At 68.1% G+C, this 15,549-nt stretch carries 13 protein-coding genes; 12 read left to right on the forward strand and 1 reads right to left on the reverse strand.

Annotated features, from left to right (window positions below; translation table 11 throughout):
* Positions 1 to 5: 5 nt before the first annotated feature.
* The 10 genes from nuoE to nuoN all read left to right on the forward strand — a co-directional run bounded on the left by nuoE (position 6) and on the right by nuoN (position 12,566).
* Positions 6 to 878, forward strand: a complete 873-nt coding sequence (nuoE, locus tag DMB80_RS10000) for an NADH-quinone oxidoreductase subunit NuoE (RefSeq protein WP_111509762.1) — start codon at positions 6 to 8, stop codon at positions 876 to 878.
* Positions 875 to 2,194 carry an NADH-quinone oxidoreductase subunit NuoF gene (gene nuoF, locus DMB80_RS10005; protein WP_046362740.1) on the forward strand — a complete coding sequence of 440 codons (1,320 nt, stop codon included), beginning with the start codon at positions 875 to 877 and terminating at the stop codon, positions 2,192 to 2,194. The genes nuoE and nuoF overlap by 4 nt, the downstream gene beginning before the upstream one ends.
* 94 nt (positions 2,195 to 2,288) lie before the next feature.
* A complete protein-coding gene (locus DMB80_RS10010; protein ID WP_111509708.1) occupies positions 2,289 to 4,688 on the forward strand; it encodes an NADH-quinone oxidoreductase subunit G in 2,400 nt (799 codons plus the stop codon).
* Positions 4,685 to 5,914, forward strand: coding sequence for an NADH-quinone oxidoreductase subunit NuoH (gene nuoH / locus DMB80_RS10015; protein WP_111509764.1), 1,230 nt, complete (start codon positions 4,685 to 4,687; stop codon positions 5,912 to 5,914). Before DMB80_RS10010 ends, nuoH begins: the two co-directional genes overlap by 4 nt.
* The gene (nuoI, locus tag DMB80_RS10020) at positions 5,907 to 6,437 is read left to right on the forward strand and encodes an NADH-quinone oxidoreductase subunit NuoI (protein ID WP_111509763.1); all 531 of its coding nucleotides are present in this window, start codon (positions 5,907 to 5,909) and stop codon (positions 6,435 to 6,437) included. Before nuoH ends, nuoI begins: the two co-directional genes overlap by 8 nt.
* 3 nt (positions 6,438 to 6,440) lie before the next feature.
* A complete protein-coding gene (locus DMB80_RS10025; RefSeq protein ID WP_111509709.1) occupies positions 6,441 to 7,181 on the forward strand; it encodes an NADH-quinone oxidoreductase subunit J in 741 nt (246 codons plus the stop codon).
* Positions 7,178 to 7,477: an NADH-quinone oxidoreductase subunit NuoK gene (gene nuoK / locus DMB80_RS10030; RefSeq protein WP_073683229.1), complete on the forward strand. Its 300-nt coding sequence runs from the start codon at positions 7,178 to 7,180 to the stop codon at positions 7,475 to 7,477. Before DMB80_RS10025 ends, nuoK begins: the two co-directional genes overlap by 4 nt.
* Positions 7,478 to 7,543: 66 nt before the next feature.
* Positions 7,544 to 9,424 (forward strand): NADH-quinone oxidoreductase subunit L, encoded by a 1,881-nt coding sequence (nuoL, locus tag DMB80_RS10035; protein WP_162938482.1) that lies wholly within the window; start codon positions 7,544 to 7,546, stop codon positions 9,422 to 9,424.
* Positions 9,418 to 10,995: an NADH-quinone oxidoreductase subunit M gene (locus DMB80_RS10040; protein ID WP_111509711.1), complete on the forward strand. Its 1,578-nt coding sequence runs from the start codon at positions 9,418 to 9,420 to the stop codon at positions 10,993 to 10,995. Before nuoL ends, DMB80_RS10040 begins: the two co-directional genes overlap by 7 nt.
* Positions 10,992 to 12,566 (forward strand): NADH-quinone oxidoreductase subunit NuoN, encoded by a 1,575-nt coding sequence (gene nuoN, locus DMB80_RS10045; RefSeq protein WP_111509712.1) that lies wholly within the window; start codon positions 10,992 to 10,994, stop codon positions 12,564 to 12,566. Before DMB80_RS10040 ends, nuoN begins: the two co-directional genes overlap by 4 nt.
* A gap of 19 nt (positions 12,567 to 12,585) precedes the next feature.
* On the opposite strand, the gene DMB80_RS10050 is transcribed toward nuoN, so the two are convergent.
* On the reverse strand, positions 12,586 to 13,188 hold the full coding sequence (locus DMB80_RS10050; protein WP_111509713.1) for a TetR/AcrR family transcriptional regulator: 603 nt from the start codon (positions 13,186 to 13,188) through the stop codon (positions 12,586 to 12,588).
* Positions 13,189 to 13,323: 135 nt separating this feature from the next.
* Here DMB80_RS10050 and DMB80_RS10055 point away from each other — a divergent pair, with 135 nt between their 5' ends.
* Together DMB80_RS10055 and DMB80_RS10060 are read left to right on the forward strand one after the other, a co-directional pair.
* Positions 13,324 to 14,403: a phosphotransferase family protein gene (locus DMB80_RS10055; protein ID WP_111509765.1), complete on the forward strand. Its 1,080-nt coding sequence runs from the start codon at positions 13,324 to 13,326 to the stop codon at positions 14,401 to 14,403.
* A complete protein-coding gene (locus DMB80_RS10060; protein ID WP_111509714.1) occupies positions 14,403 to 15,545 on the forward strand; it encodes an Rv3169 family protein in 1,143 nt (380 codons plus the stop codon). Before DMB80_RS10055 ends, DMB80_RS10060 begins: the two co-directional genes overlap by 1 nt.
* Positions 15,546 to 15,549: the final 4 nt, after the last annotated feature.

Consider the following 15,549-nt stretch of genomic DNA (forward strand, 5'->3'; position numbering starts at 1 on the left):
CGGTCATGAGCGTTTTTCTCGAGCTCGGCCAGCGGCCCGACGAACCGGGTCCGCCGATCCACGGGCCGGCCACGTATCCGGCCGACGTGACGGAGCGGTTGACGCGCGACGCCACCGGGATCGTCGGCCGTTACCCCGACGCGCGGTCGGCTCTGCTGCCGCTGCTGCATCTTGTACAGGCCGAGGACGGCTGTCTGACTCCCGCCGGAATCGCTTTCTGCGCAGAGCACTTGAGCTTGACACCGGCCGAGGTGACGGCTGTCGCGACGTTCTACTCGATGTACCGCCGCACGCCCACCGGAGACTATCTGGTGGGCGTGTGCACGAACACGCTGTGCGCGGTGATGGGCGGGGACGCGATCCTCGACACACTGCAGGAGCGCCTGGGAATCCTCACCGGGCAGAGCACGCCGGACGGCCGGATCACGTTGGAGCACGTCGAGTGCAACGCGGCCTGCGACTACGCGCCGGTCGTGATGGTGAACTGGGAGTTCTTCGACAACCAGACCCCGTCGTCGGCGCGCGATCTGGTGGACGCCTTGCAGGCCGGTCAGGCGCCGACACCGTCGCGCAGCGGGTCGCTGTGCACGTTCCGCGAGACCGCGAGAATGCTTGCCGGAGTTGGTGATTCCATCGGCACTGACACTGCGGGCCCGGGGCCCGCGACATTGGCCGGCCTGCGGATCGCCCGCGAACGCGGGATGAGCGCGCCGGATGCCGACGCGCCCGCCAGCGACAGCACCTCCGACGCACCCGGCCACGACCAGGCCGAAGCCACCGAGTCCGTGAAAGAGCAGCCGGCGCCCGCCCCGTCGGCCGAGGTACCCGCACGCGGGCAGACCGCCGACACCGATCCCACCGCGACGGACGCCTCATGACCCCACTGACGCCCGTGTTCAGCAGCTTCTGGGACGAACCGCAGCCCTGGACCATGGACACCTACCGCCGCCACGGCGGTTACGAAGCGCTCGGCAAGGCGCTGGCGATGGGACCCGACGACGTCATCACCCTGGTCAAGGATTCTGGGCTGCGCGGACGCGGCGGCGCGGGCTTCCCGACGGGCACGAAGTGGTCGTTCATCCCGCAAGGAGGCGAGGGTGCGGCCGCCAAGCCGCACTACCTGGTGATCAACGCCGACGAGTCGGAACCCGGCACCTGCAAAGACATGCCGCTGATGCTGACCACGCCGCACTTCCTGGTGGAGGGCGCCATCATCGCGGCGTATGCGATCCGTGCCCACCACGCGTTCATCTATCTGCGCGGCGAGGTGGTCCCGGTGTTGCGGCGGCTGCAGGCCGCGGTCGCGGAGGCGTACGAGGCCGGGTATCTGGGCACCGACATCGGCGGGTCCGGCTTCGATCTGGAGCTCGTGGTGCACGCCGGCGCGGGCGCCTACATCTGCGGCGAGGAGACCGCGCTGCTGGACTCGCTGGAGGGGCGGCGGGGTCAGCCGCGGCTGCGGCCGCCGTTCCCCGCCGTGGCCGGTCTGTACGCCTGCCCGACGGTGGTGAACAACGTCGAGTCGATCGCCAGCGTGCCGCCGATCCTGCGCAACGGGGTGGACTGGTTCCGGTCGATGGGCTCGGAGAAGTCGCCCGGTTTCACGCTGTACTCGCTGTCGGGCCATGTCACGACGCCGGGCCAGTACGAGGCGCCGCTGGGCATCACGCTGCGCGAGCTGCTCGATTACGCCGGCGGGGTGCGCGCCGGTCACGAGCTGAAGTTCTGGACTCCGGGCGGATCGTCGACGCCGCTGTTGACCGCCGAACACCTCGACGTGCCTCTCGATTACGAGGGGATGGCAGGTGTCGGGTCGATGCTCGGCACCAAGGCGCTGCAGATCTTCGACGAGACCACGTGTGTGGTGCGCGCGGTGCGGCGCTGGACGCAGTTCTACGCACACGAGTCGTGCGGCAAGTGCACACCGTGCCGGGAGGGCACCTACTGGCTGGCGCAGATCTACGAGCGGCTGGAGACGGGGCGCGGCACCGAAGAGGATCTCGACAAGCTGCTCGACATCTCCGACAACATCTTCGGCAAGTCGTTCTGCGCCCTCGGCGACGGCGCGGCCAGCCCGATCCTGTCCTCGCTCAAGTACTTCCGCGGCGAGTACGAGGCTCATCTGGGCGGAGCCGGGTGCCCGTTCGACCCGTACGCGTCGATGCTGGCGGCCCCGGAAGGAGTAGGCGCGTGAGGCTGCGTTTTTCCCGCGAGCAGACACAGACTCGAGTGGACACGCCGCGAAACTGCTCGAGTTCGCGTCTGCTCGCCGGAAGAAAGGGGCACGCATGACGCTGGCTGAGCACAGTCACGACGCCCCAGCGGTCGAGATGGTCACGCTGACCATCGACGGTACCGAGGTCAGCGTCCCCAAGGGCACGTTGGTGATCCGCGCCGCCGAGCTGATGGGCGTCCAGATCCCCCGCTTCTGCGACCATCCGCTACTCGATCCCGTCGGCGCATGCCGGCAGTGCCTGGTGGAGGTCGAGGGCCAACGGAAGCCGTTGGCGTCGTGCACCACGACCGTCTCGCCCGACATGGTGGTGCGCACCCAGCTCACCTCCGAAGCCGCTGACAAAGCGCAGCACGGGGTGATGGAGCTGCTGCTGATCAATCACCCGCTGGACTGCCCGATCTGCGACAAGGGCGGTGAGTGCCCGCTGCAGAACCAGGCGATGGCGCACGGCCGCAGCGAAACCCGCTTCGAAGACACCAAGCGCACGTTCCCCAAGCCGATCGCGATCTCGTCGGAGGTGCTCCTCGATCGCGAACGGTGCGTGCTCTGCGCGCGCTGCACCCGGTTCTCCGACCAGATCGCCGGTGACCGGTTCATCGACCTGCTCGAACGCGGGGCGAGCCAGCAGGTCGGCATCGCGACCGGTGAGCCGTTCCAGTCGTATTTCTCGGGGAACACCGTGCAGATCTGCCCGGTCGGCGCACTGACGGGCACGGCCTACCGGTTCCGCGCACGGCCGTTCGACCTGGTGTCCAGCCCGAGCGTGTGCGAGCACTGCGCCTCGGGCTGCGCGCAACGCACCGACCATCGCCGCGGAAAGGTCCTGCGTCGTCTGGCCGGTGACGACCCTGAGGTCAACGAAGAGTGGAACTGCGACAAGGGCCGCTGGGCGTTCACCTACGCCACGGCGGGCGATCGCATCACCACACCGTTGCTGCGCGAGGACGGTGTGCTGCGTCCCGCGTCGTGGTCCGAGGCATTGAGCGTCGCGGCCGGGCGCCTCGCCGCGGCGGAGGGTCGCGCCGGGGTGCTCGTCGGCGGCCGCTGCACCGCCGAGGATGCCTACGCCTACTCGAAGTTCACTCGGATCGTGTTGGGCAGCAACGACATCGATTTCCGCGTCCGTCCGCACAGCGCCGAGGAGACGGCGTTCCTCGGCGCGCATGTGGCGGGCCTGCCGATGGACGTCACGTACTCGGATCTGGAGAACGCGCCGGCCGTGCTACTCGCCGGCTTCGAACCAGAGGACGAGTCGCCGATCATGTTCCTGCGGCTGCGCAAAGCGGTGCGCAAGCGCGGACTCCAGGTGCTGTCGGTGGCGCCGTTCGCCTCGCGCGGACTGCGCAAGCTGTCCGGTGAGCTGGTGTCCGCCGTTCCCGGCGCAGAAGCCGCGGCGATCGACGAGCTGGCCGACAACGCCCTGCTCGCGATGCCCGGAGCGCTGATCCTCGTCGGGGAACGGCTCGCCACCGCACCCGGAGCGTTGTCCGCGGCCGCGCGACTGGCGGCGAGCACCGGGGCGCGGCTGGCATGGGTGCCGCGCCGGGCCGGAGACCGGGGCGCTGTGGACGCCGGAGTCCTGCCCACCCTGTTGCCCGGCGGCCGCCCGGTGCGTGACGACGCCGCCCGCACGGCGATGGCTCAGGAGTGGCACGTCGACGCGCTACCCGCGACCCCGGGACGCGACACCGCCGGCATCCTCGCGGCCGCCGCCACCGGTGAGCTGCAGGCGCTGCTCGTCGGCGGTGTCGACCTCGACGACCTACCTGATCCCGCGGCTGCGCGCGCCGCACTCGACGCGGCGCCGTTCGTCGTGAGCCTGGAGCTGCGGCGAAGCGCCGTGACCGATCGCGCCGACGTGGTGTTCCCCGTCGCTCCGGTGGTGGAGAAGGCCGGCTCGTTCGTCAACTGGGAGGGCCGGATTCGACCGTTCGAACCGTCCCTGCAGACCAACGCGCTGTCCGACTTCCGGGTCCTCGGCTTTCTCGCCGACGAGCTCGGCATCGACCTCGGCACCTCCTCCGCGACAGCTCTTGCCGAAGATCGGGCCCGCGTGGGTCTGTGGTCGGGAACACGGGACGGCATCGATCTCCCCGGTTCCCAGGCATCCGAGCCGGCTGCCGGCCAGGCGGTACTGGCGACGTGGCGGCTCCTTCTCGACCAGGGCCGGTTGCAGGACGGCGAACCGCACCTCGCCGGCACCGCTCACACACCGGTGGCACGGATGTCCGCGGCGACCGCCGCCGAGATCAACGCCGAACCCGGCGATCCGGTGACGGTGTCCACCGACCGGGGAGCCGTCACACTGCCGCTGGTGGTGACCGCGATGGCCGATCGGGTGGTCTGGGTGCCGACGAACTCGCCGGGGTGCGCGGTGCACGCGAGCTTGGGCGCGACGTCGGGGGCCTTGGTGTCGATCGGGCGGGCTTCGATCGGACGGGGGCAGCCGTGACATACCCCGATCCCACACTCTTCGGCCACGATCCGTGGTGGCTGGTCCTCGCCAAGGCCCTGGGCATCTTCGTGTTCCTGCTGCTGACGGTGCTCGTGGCGATCCTGCTGGAACGAAAGATCCTGGGCCGCATGCAGATGCGGCTGGGACCGAATCGGGTCGGTCCGCGGGGATTGCTGCAGTCGCTGGCCGACGGGGTCAAGCTCGCGCTCAAGGAGGGCCTCATCCCGGCAGGGGTGGACAAGTGGATCTACCTTGCCGCCCCGGTCATCTCGGTGATCCCCGCATTCATGGCGTTCGCCGTGATCCCCATGGGCGGAGAGATCTCGGTGTTCGGGCACCGCACCGCCCTGCAGTTGACCGATCTGCCGGTGGCCGTGCTCTACATCCTGGCCGTCACCTCGATCGGGGTGTACGGGATCGTGCTCGCGGGCTGGGCATCCGGCTCGGTGTATCCGCTGCTGGGCGGCCTGAGGTCGTCTGCACAGGTGGTCTCCTACGAGATCGCGATGGCGCTCTCGTTCGCGGCGGTGTTCATCTACTCGGGCACCATGTCGACCTCGGGCATCGTTGCCGCCCAGGAGAACACCTGGTTCGTGTTCCTGCTGCTGCCGTCGTTCCTGGTGTACCTGACCTCGATGGTGGGTGAAACCAACCGCGCGCCTTTCGATCTGCCCGAAGCCGAGGGCGAACTCGTCGGCGGCTTCCACACCGAGTACTCGTCGCTGAAGTTCGCGATGTTCATGCTCGCCGAGTACGTCAACATGACCACCGTGTCGGCGTTGGCCACCACCCTGTTCCTCGGCGGGTGGCACGCGCCATGGCCGGTGAGCCTGTGGGACGGCGCCAACCACGGCTGGTGGCCGCTGCTGTGGTTCACCGCCAAGGTCTGGATGTTCCTGTTCGTGTTCATGTGGCTGCGCGCGACCCTGCCCCGGCTTCGCTACGACCAGTTCATGGCGTTGGGCTGGAAGCTCCTGATCCCGGTGTCCCTGGCGTGGATCATGGTCGTCGCCGTCACCCGGTCGCTCGGCGACGAAGGTCTGCCGACGTGGGTGACCGCGCTGATCGGTCTGGCCGCGGTCGTGCTCGCGGCGCTGGGGACATTCGCGTGGCGTTCGCGGCGTGCACGCCGGGAAGCGGCCTCCCCCACCACAGTCCCCCCGGCGGTGTCCGGCGCCTTCCCGGTGCCCCCGATACCGCAGAAGGAGCGTGCCGATGCCTAAGTTCCTCGACGCGGTCGCAGGATTCGCCGTCACCTTCGGGTCGATGTTCAAAAAGCCTGTCACCGAGGAGTATCCGGAGAAGCCCGGACCGGTCGCGAAGCGGTATCACGGCCGGCACCAACTCAACCGATATCCCGACGGTCTCGAGAAGTGCATCGGGTGTGAGTTGTGCGCCTGGGCCTGCCCGGCCGACGCCATCTTCGTCGAAGGCGCCGACAACACCGAGGCGGAACGATTCTCTCCCGGCGAGCGGTACGGCCGGGTCTATCAGATCAACTACCTGCGGTGCATCGGCTGCGGGTTGTGCATCGAGGCGTGCCCGACCCGCGCGCTCACGATGACCAACGACTACGAGCTGGCCGACGACAACCGGTCCGATCTGATCTACGGCAAAGACAAGCTTCTCGCACCACTGAGTCCCGGCATGGAGGCGCCGCCGCATGCCATGGCCCCGGGCAGCACCGACGACGACTACTACCTGGGCCGTATCGAGGGCACCGTGGATCCGCTGGATGCGCGGTGACCCATGGGTGAGGCGGTGCTGTTCTGGGTTCTCGGCGCGGTCGCGGTGATCGGTGCGTTGGGCGTCGTATCGGCGCCGAAGGCGGTGTATTCGGCGATCTCGCTGGCGGTGACGATGATCGCGCTGGCGGTGCTCTACATCGCGCAGGACGCGCCGTTCCTCGGCGTCGTGCAGGTGGTGGTGTACACGGGCGCGGTGATGATGCTGTTCCTGTTCGTCCTGATGCTGATCGGCGTGGACTCCTCGGAATCACTGGTGGAAACGCTGCGCGGCCAACGTGTCTCGGCGATCGTGGTCGGTATCGGTTTCGGCGTGCTGCTGATCGCCGGGATCGGCACCGTGTCGACGAACGGGTTCACCGGTCTGGCACAGGCCAATGAGAACGGCAACGTCGAAGGCCTGGCGGTCCTGCTGTTCACGAAGTACCTGTGGGCGTTCGAGCTGACCGGTGCCCTGCTGATCACGGCTGCGCTGGGTGCGATGGTGCTCGCCCACCGCGAGCGGTTCGAGCGCCGGAAGACCCAGCGGGAGCTCGCGATCGAGCGGTTCGCGCCGGGTGGTGGTCACCCCACCACGCTGCCCAATCCTGGCGTGTACGCCCGCCACAACGCCGTCGACGTCCCCGCGCGACTGCCGGACGGACGCGGCTCGGAACTGTCGGTGAGTGCGATCCTGCAGGTGCGCCCCGTGCCCGGCGGTGACCGTCCGTCCGAGTCCACAAACGGACACCGGGAGCTGCGATGAACCCCGAGTACTACCTCTATCTGTCGGCACTGCTGTTCACCATCGGTGCCGCTGGAGTTCTGTTGCGCCGCAACGCCATCGTGATGTTCATGTGCGTGGAGTTGATGCTCAACGCCGGCAACCTGGCTTTCGTGGCGTTCTCGCGGATGCACGGCACCCTCGACGGTCAGGTGGTGGCGTTCTTCACGATGGTCGTCGCGGCCTGCGAGGTCGTGATCGGGTTGGCGATCATCATGACGATCTTCCGGACGCGGCGGTCGGCAAATGTGGACGACGCCAGCCTGCTGAGGAACTGATGAGCGCTTGCGCGAAGAAGAGACAGAGCTGATGAGCGCTTGCGCGAAGAAGAGACGAGCCTGATGGTGACACTTCCCGTGTGGCTGCTCATCGCCCTGCCGCTGGGCGGCGCGGCCGTGCTGTTGCTGGGCGGCCGCCGTACCGACCGGTGGGGCCATCTGCTGGGCACGGTCGCCGCGCTGGCGTCGTTCGCCTGCGCGGCGGCGCTGTTCGTCGCGATGATGGGTCGCAACCCGGAGCAACGGGCCGTGCACGAGACGCTCTTCAGCTGGGTCCCGGTGGGCGCCTTGCAGGTGGACTTCGGCCTGCAACTCGACCAGCTGTCGATATGCTTCGCGCTGTTGATCACCGGCGTGGGGTCGCTGATCCACATCTATTCGATCGGGTACATGTCCCACGACCCGGACCGCCGCCGCTTTTTCGCCTACCTCAACCTGTTCCTGTCGGCGATGCTGCTGTTGGTGCTGGCCGACAACTATCTCGGCCTCTACATGGGCTGGGAGGGCGTGGGTCTGGCGTCCTATCTGCTGATCGGCTTCTGGTCGCACAAGCCCTCGGCCGCCACGGCGGCCAAGAAGGCGTTCGTCGTCAACCGGGTCGGAGACATCGGCCTGGCCGTGGCGCTGATGGTCATGTTCTCGGCGCTGGGCGCCGTGTCGTTCGAGGCCGTGTTCAGCGCCGCACCGCAACTGGGCGAGGGGACGTTGACGACGATCGGCCTGATGCTGCTGCTCGCCGCGTGCGGCAAGTCGGCGCAGGTACCGCTGCAGTCGTGGCTCGGCGATGCGATGGAGGGACCCACCCCGGTGTCGGCGCTGATCCACGCCGCCACCATGGTCACCGCCGGTGTGTACCTGATCGTGCGGTCCGCGCCGGTCTACGACCTCGCGCCGCACGCGCAGACCGCGGTGGTGGTCGTGGGCGCGGTCACCCTGTTGTTCGGCGCGATCATCGGGTGCGCCAAGGACGACATCAAGAAGGCCTTGGCCGCATCGACGATGAGCCAGATCGGCTACATGGTGCTGGCCGCCGGCCTCGGCCCGGCCGGCTATGCGTTCGCGATCATGCACCTGCTCACCCACGGCTTCTTCAAGGCCGGCCTGTTCCTCGGCGCCGGTTCGGTGATGCACGCGATGGACGACGAGGTGAACATGCGCCGCTACGGCGGTCTGCGCAAGGCCCTGCCGGTCACGTTCGTGACGTTCGGGCTGGGCTACCTCGCGATCATCGGCATTCCGCCACTGGCCGGGTTCTTCTCCAAGGACGGCATCATCGAGGCCGCGCTCGGCGCCGGTGGCGCAAAAGGCGTGATCCTCGGCGCGGCAACAATTCTGGGCGCGGGCATCACCGCGTTCTACATGACGCGGGTGATGCTGATGACGTTCTTCGGGGAGAAGCGCTGGGCCGCAGACCGCCACCCCCACGAGGCGCCCGCGGTGATGACGTGGCCGATGATCCTGCTCGCCGTCGGCTCGGTGGCCGCCGGTGGCGCGCTGGCGATCGGCGGCACGTTGCAGCACTGGCTGGAACCTGTCGTCGGCGCGCACGAGGCGCACCATGTGCTGCCGGTGTGGGTGGTGACCGTGATCGTGCTGGCCGTCGTCGCGGTGGGCATCGCGATCGCCTACCGGATGTACGGCAACCGCGCGGTGCCCGACGAGGCGCCGCAGGGTTCGGCGTTGACGGTCGCGGCGCGGCGCGACCTCTACGGCGACGCCTTCAACGAACGGGTGCTGATGGCGCCGGGCGCGCAACTGACCAGGGGGCTCACCGAATTGGACGACGAGGTGGTCGACGGTGCCGCCGGCGGGCTGGCCGCGGCGATCAGCCGGGTCTCTGACGGCCTGCGCGGAATGCAGACGGGCTTCGCCCGCTCCTATGCGCTGTCGATGCTCGCCGGCGCGACGTTCGTCGTCGCCCTGATCCTGGCGGTGAACCTGTGGTGACGGCACCGTGGTTGACGGTCCTGTGGGCGGTCCCGATGGTGGGCGCCGTGGTGGTCATGCTGCTGCCCGCGGCGGCACGCTCGCTGGCGAAGCGGGTCGCCCTCGCGGTGAGCGTGGTGGTTCTCGCGGTCACCGCGGTCGTCGCGCTCGGCTTCGATCCCGGCGGCGAGCAGTATCAGTTCGTCGAGAACTACCGCTGGATACCGTCTTTCGGCACCGGATACATCCTCGGTGTCGACGGCATCGCGCTGGCTCTGGTCGTGCTGACCGCGGTGCTGGTGCCGCTGCTGATCGTCGCCGGCTGGAATGACGCCGGGGACCGGATCAGCTGGGGCGGCCGCTCGGTGCACGTCTACTTCGCGCTGACGCTGGCCGTCGAGAGCATGGTGTTGATCTCGCTGGTCTCGCTCGACATCCTGCTGTTCTACGTGTTCTTCGAGGCCATGCTGATCCCGATGTACTTCCTCATCGGCGGGTTCGGCGGCCGTGAACGTAGCCGGGCCGCGGTGAAGTTCCTGTTGTACAACCTCTTCGGCGGTCTGATCATGCTGGCCGCCGTCGTCGGCCTGTACGTGGTGACCGCCTCGAGTGACGCGTTCGACGCCGGCACCTTCGACCTGCGGGCCATCGTCGCCGCGGTCGCGAGCGGCGACTTCGTGATGAACCCGATGATCATGCACCTGCTCTTCGGCGGGTTCATGTTCGCGTTCGCGATCAAGGCCCCGCTGTGGCCCCTGCACCGCTGGCTGCCCGACGCAGCCGTCGAGGCGACTCCCGCGAGCGCGGTGCTGATGATGGCGATCATGGACAAGGTCGGCACGTTCGGCATGATCAGGTACTGCCTCACCCTGTTCCCGGACTCGGCCACGTATTTCAGTCCGCTCATCATCACGCTGGCGGTCATCGGGATCATCTACGGCGCCGTCGTCGCGATCGGTCAGACCGATGTGATGAGGCTGATCGCCTACACGTCCATCTCGCACTTCGGCTTCATCATCCTGGGCATCTTCGTGATGACCAGCCAGGGTCAGGCGGGATCGACGCTCTACATGGTCAACCACGGCATCTCGACGGCGGCGCTGTTCCTGATCGCCGGATTCCTGGTGTCGCGCCGGGGGTCCCGCCTCATCAGCGCCTACGGCGGTGTCCAGAAGGTCGCGCCGGTACTGGCCGGCACCTTCCTGGTCGCCGGTCTGGCCACGCTGTCGCTGCCGGGCCTGGCACCTTTCATCAGTGAATTCCTGGTGCTGATCGGGACTTTCACCCGCTATCCCGTGTTCGGCGTGCTGGCCGCCAGCGCGCTCGTGCTCTCCGCGATCTATATCCTGTGGACGTATCAGCGGATGATGACCGGTCCGACGCCGGAGTCTCTGACCCACGGCGACTCTCGCCTCACCGACCTGCGACCCCGCGAACTCGCCGTCATCGCACCGCTGATCGCACTGCTGCTGGTCCTCGGGGTGTACCCCAAGCCTGCGCTGGACGTCATCGACCCCGCGGTGACACACACACTGACGACGATCGACCGACCCGACCCGACACCTCGAACGGCGGAAGGACCGGTGCGATGACCCTTCCCACGCCGTCAGTCGAATACAGCCTGATCGCCCCGATGCTGATCGTGTTCGGCGCGGCGGTCCTCGGCGTGCTCCTGGAAGCGCTTCTGCCGCGCCAGCACCGGTATCGGGCCCAGATCACGCTCAGCCTGGTGGCGCTGCTCGGCGCGTTCGTCGCGGTCGTGCTGGTGGCCCGAGACATCGCAGGCGGCAACGGCTCACCCGCCGTGATGGGCGCGGTGTCGGTCGATAAGCCGGCATTGTTCCTGCAGGCCACCATCCTGCTGGTGGCCGTTCTCGGCGTGCTGCTCATCGGTGAGCGCCGTATCGCCCTACCGGATCGGGCCGAAGGCCGCGCGGGATTGGATGCCTTCACCCCGCAGGCTTCCGCGGTCGCCGGCAGTGTCGCCGAGAAGCAGGCCACCGCAGCGGGTGTCATCCAGACCGAGGTCTTCCCGTTGACGATGTTCGCCGTCGGCGGGATGCTGCTCTTCCCCGCGGCCAACGACCTGCTGACCATGTTCATCGCGCTGGAGGTGCTGTCACTGCCCCTGTACCTGCTGTGCGGGTTGGCGCGCCGCCAGCGGCTGCTGTCCCAGGAATCGTCGCTGAAGTACTTCCTGCTGGGCGCGTTCTCGTCGGCGTTCTTCCTGTACGGCGCCGCGATGCTGTACGGCTATGCCGGCACGTTGTCGCTTCCGGGGATCGCCTACGCGGTGGCAGCCGATCAGGGCACACCGTCGCTCGCGCTGGTCGGGATCGCGCTGCTGTTGGTGGGGGTGCTGTTCAAAGTCGGTGCGGTGCCGTTCCATTCCTGGATTCCCGACGTGTATCAGGGAGCGCCGACACCGATCACGGCGTTCATGGCCGCCGCCACCAAGGTGGCCGCGTTCGGCGCGATGCTGCGGGTCTTCTCGGTGGCTCTGCCCGGCCTGCACGATGATTGGCGTCCGGTGCTGTGGGCTGTCGCGATCGCCACGATGGCGGTGGGCACCATCACCGCCGTCACGCAGAACGACGTGAAGCGCATCCTGGCGTACTCCGCGGTCGCACACAGCGGATTCATCCTGACCGGTGTCGTCGCGGGCACCGAGTCGGGTCTGTCCGCGACGCTGTTCTATCTGTTCGCCTACGGGTTTTCCACGGTCGGCGCGTTCGCGGTGGTGAGCCTGGTGCGCGACGGCGACGGCGAGGAGGAGACCGCGCTGGCGCGGTGGGCCGGACTGGGTAAGCGGTATCCATTGGTGGGCATCGTGTTCTCGCTGTTCCTGTTGGCGTTCGCCGGCATCCCGCTGACCAGTGGATTCGTCAGCAAATTCGCGGTGTTCAAGGCGGCCGGCGAGGGCGGGGCGATCCCGTTGGTGGTCGTCGGTGTGATCGCCAGCGCGATCGCCGCGTACTTCTACGTGCGGGTGATCGTGTTGATGTTCTTCACCGACCGTCCCGACGACGCGCCGACGGTGGTGGTCCCCAGTGTGCTGACGACGGGCGTCGTCGCGGTCACCGCGATCGTGACGTTCCTGCTCGGCGCGCTACCGCAACCGCTGCTCGACATCGTGGACGCGGCGGGCCGATTCCTGCCCTGACAGGCCCCGAGCGCCGGAGCTACGTGGCCACTCCGTGCAGCAGGATCGAGGTGGTGCTGTCGACCCACGCCGGGCTCGCCAGGTAGTCGGGAGACTGCAGCATCGCCAACATCGTTGCGCCGCCGATCAGATGGACCAACCCGTCGGGGTCGACGTCCTCGCGGACCTCGCCGCGCTCCACGGCGTCGCGAAGTCGTGAGCGCACCGCGTCGAACAGATCCGTGAACCGGGCACTGACGCGGGCCAGCAGTGCCGGGTCTGCCGAGACGTCGGAGATCAGCCCGGGCAGCGCGGCCGCGACGACGGGGCTGGTGAAGACGTCACGTGCGGCCGCCACCATGGCCCGCAGGTCGGCGGCGATGTCCCCGGGCGGGGTGTCGATCGCGGTCGGCGTCACGGGGAACACGGCCTCGTGGATGAGCTCTGCCTTGCTCGACCACCGTCGGTACAGCGCGGTCTTGGTGGTCCCCGCTCGCTCGGCCACGGCCGCCATCGTCACGTTCGGATAACCGATTTCGACCAGCAGGTCTGCGGTGGCCCGAAGAATGGCGGCGTCGATGCGGGGGTCGCGGGGACGTCCGGCGCTCGGGGGCTTGTCAGCCGAGGGCACGTCTGCTTTCATAACGCTACCCACCGTAACGTATTCGGGGTGCCGCGGCCTCGAATCCGCGGCGGGAAGGACATTCTCGTGCCCAACCACGCTGGCAACAACCCCGCAGTCGAAGATGTCGATCGACTCCAGCGGTCGAGCCGCGACATGGCCGACGTCCCGGCCACGCTGTCGCGGTGGTTGTCGTCGCTGATGCCGGACACCACGCCCGAGATCACCGTCGACAGCGGCATCGACGCCAACGGCATGTCCTCGGAAACCATCCTGCTGTCGGGTCGCTGGATGCAGGGCGGCACCCCCGTCGACCAGCGCTGGGTCGCGCGCGTCGCACCGTCGGACGCCGACGTTCCGGTATTCGAGCACTACCGGCTCGACCACCAGCACGAGGTCATCCGTCTGGTCGGCGAACTGACCGACGTGCCGGTGCCCCAGGTGCGTTGGCTCGAACCGACCGGCGACGTGCTCGGCCGGCCGTTCTTCCTGATGGACCGCGTCGACGGGATCGTGCCGCCCGACGTCATGCCTTACACCTTCGGTGGCAACTGGCTCTTCGACGCCGATCCCGCGCAACAGCGCCGCCTGCAGGACGAGACCATCGCGGTACTGGCCAAGCTGCACGCGATCCCGAACGCGCAGCAGACGTTCGGCTTTCTGCAGGACGTCGATCCCCCCGGCGAAACAGCACTGCACCGGCACTTCGGCTGGCTGAAGAACTGGTATGAGTTCAGCGTGCCCGACATCGGCCGCGCACCGCTGGTCGAGCGCGCGTTGGCCTGGCTCGAGCAGAATTTCCCCGAGGACGTCGCAGCCACCGAACCCGTTCTGGTGTGGGGAGATTCGCGCATCGGCAACGTGATGTACCGCGACTTCTCCCCCGTCGCGGTTCTGGACTGGGAGATGGCCACCGTCGGGCCGCGGGAATTCGACGTGGCGTGGCTCGCCTTCGCGCACATGGTGTTCCAGGAACTCACCAAGCTGGCCGGCCTGCCCGGGATGCCCGATTTCCTGTCCGATGAGGACATCAGGGCCACCTACCAGGAGCTGACCGGCGTCGAGATCGGCGATCTGCGCTGGTTCCACGTGTACTCCGCGGTGGTGTGGTGTTGCGTGTTCATGCGCACCGGCGCGCGGCGCGTCCACTTCGGCGAGATCGAGAAACCCACCGACGTCGAATCGCTGTTCTATCACGCGTCACTACTGAGGAAACTGTTGGGAGAGAACGCCTGATGCTCGGACCCATGGACGAATACCCGGTACACCAGGTGCCGCAGCCGATCGCGTGGCCGGGCTCCTCGGACCGCAACTTCTACGACCGGTCCTATTTCAACGCCCACGACCGCACCGGTGACATCTTCCTGATCAGCGGTATCGGCTACTACCCCAACCTCGGCGTGAAGGACGCGTTCCTCCTCGTCTCCCGCCGCGGAGGCGGCAAGTATGGCGGACGCGGGGACACCCAGACAGCGATCCACCTCTCCGATGCGATCGACCAGGACCGGCTCAACCAGAACGTCGGCGCCTACCGCGTCGAGGTGATCGAACCGCTGCGCAAGCTACGCATCGTCTGCGACGAGACCGAGGGCATCGCCGCAGATCTCACGTGGGAAGGGCTGTTCGACGTCGTCCAGGAGCAACCGCACATCATGCGGCGCGGCACCCGGGTCACCTTGGACGCGCAGCGCTTCGCCCAGCTGGGCACGTGGAGCGGGCAGCTCTCGATCGACGGCGAGGACATCACCGTCGATCCCGCACGCTGGATCGGCACCCGGGACCGCTCCTGGGGTATCCGCCCCGTCGGCGAGGCGGAGCCCGCGGGACGGCCCGACGACCCGCCGTTCGAGGGCATGTGGTGGCTCTACGTGCCGATGGCCTTCGACGACTTCGGGATCGTGATCATCATCCAGGAGGACCCGCAGGGGTTCCGCTCGGTCAACGACTGCACACGAATCTGGAAGGACGGGCGTGTCGAACAGCTCGGCTGGCCGCGGGTGAAGATCCACTACCGCTCGGGCACCCGCATCCCGACCGGCGCCACCATCGAAGCGACCGGACGTGACGGCAGCGCACTGCATTTCGACGTCGAGTCGAAGCTGCCTGTGCCGATCCACGTCGGCGGCGGCTACGGCGGAGACTCCGACTGGCTGCACGGAATGTGGAAGGGCGAGCGCTACACCGAGCGGCTGACCTACGACATGACCGACCCGGCGGTCATCGGGCGGGCCGGGTTCGGCGTGATCGACCATGTCGGCCGCGCTGTGTGCCGCGACGCCGACGGCACCGAGCGCGAGGGCTGGGGCCTGTTCGAGCACGGCGCGCTGGGCCGCCACGACCCGTCCGGCTTCACCGACTGGCTCTCCGTCGCGCCCTGACAAG

The sequence above is a fragment of the Mycobacterium kyogaense genome, assembly GCF_003254575.1.
GTDB classification, from domain to species: domain Bacteria; phylum Actinomycetota; class Actinomycetes; order Mycobacteriales; family Mycobacteriaceae; genus Mycobacterium; species Mycobacterium kyogaense.

Bases quoted from the DNA above. Each gene is read 5' to 3' on its own strand.
- DMB80_RS10010 (WP_111509708.1), top strand. From the start codon at position 2,289: ATGACGCTGGCTGAGCACAGTCACGACGCCCCAGCGGTCGAGATGGTC.
- DMB80_RS10060 (WP_111509714.1), top strand. From the start codon at position 14,403: ATGCTCGGACCCATGGACGAATACCCGGTACACCAGGTGCCGCAGCCG.
- nuoK (WP_073683229.1), top strand. From the start codon at position 7,178: ATGAACCCCGAGTACTACCTCTATCTGTCGGCACTGCTGTTCACCATC.
- nuoF (WP_046362740.1), top strand. From the start codon at position 875: ATGACCCCACTGACGCCCGTGTTCAGCAGCTTCTGGGACGAACCGCAG.
- nuoI (WP_111509763.1), top strand. From the start codon at position 5,907: ATGCCTAAGTTCCTCGACGCGGTCGCAGGATTCGCCGTCACCTTCGGG.
- nuoN (WP_111509712.1), top strand. From the start codon at position 10,992: ATGACCCTTCCCACGCCGTCAGTCGAATACAGCCTGATCGCCCCGATG.
- DMB80_RS10025 (WP_111509709.1), top strand. From the start codon at position 6,441: ATGGGTGAGGCGGTGCTGTTCTGGGTTCTCGGCGCGGTCGCGGTGATC.
- DMB80_RS10055 (WP_111509765.1), top strand. From the start codon at position 13,324: ATGGCCGACGTCCCGGCCACGCTGTCGCGGTGGTTGTCGTCGCTGATG.
- DMB80_RS10050 (WP_111509713.1), bottom strand. From the start codon at position 13,188: ATGAAAGCAGACGTGCCCTCGGCTGACAAGCCCCCGAGCGCCGGACGT.
- nuoE (WP_111509762.1), top strand. From the start codon at position 6: ATGAGCGTTTTTCTCGAGCTCGGCCAGCGGCCCGACGAACCGGGTCCG.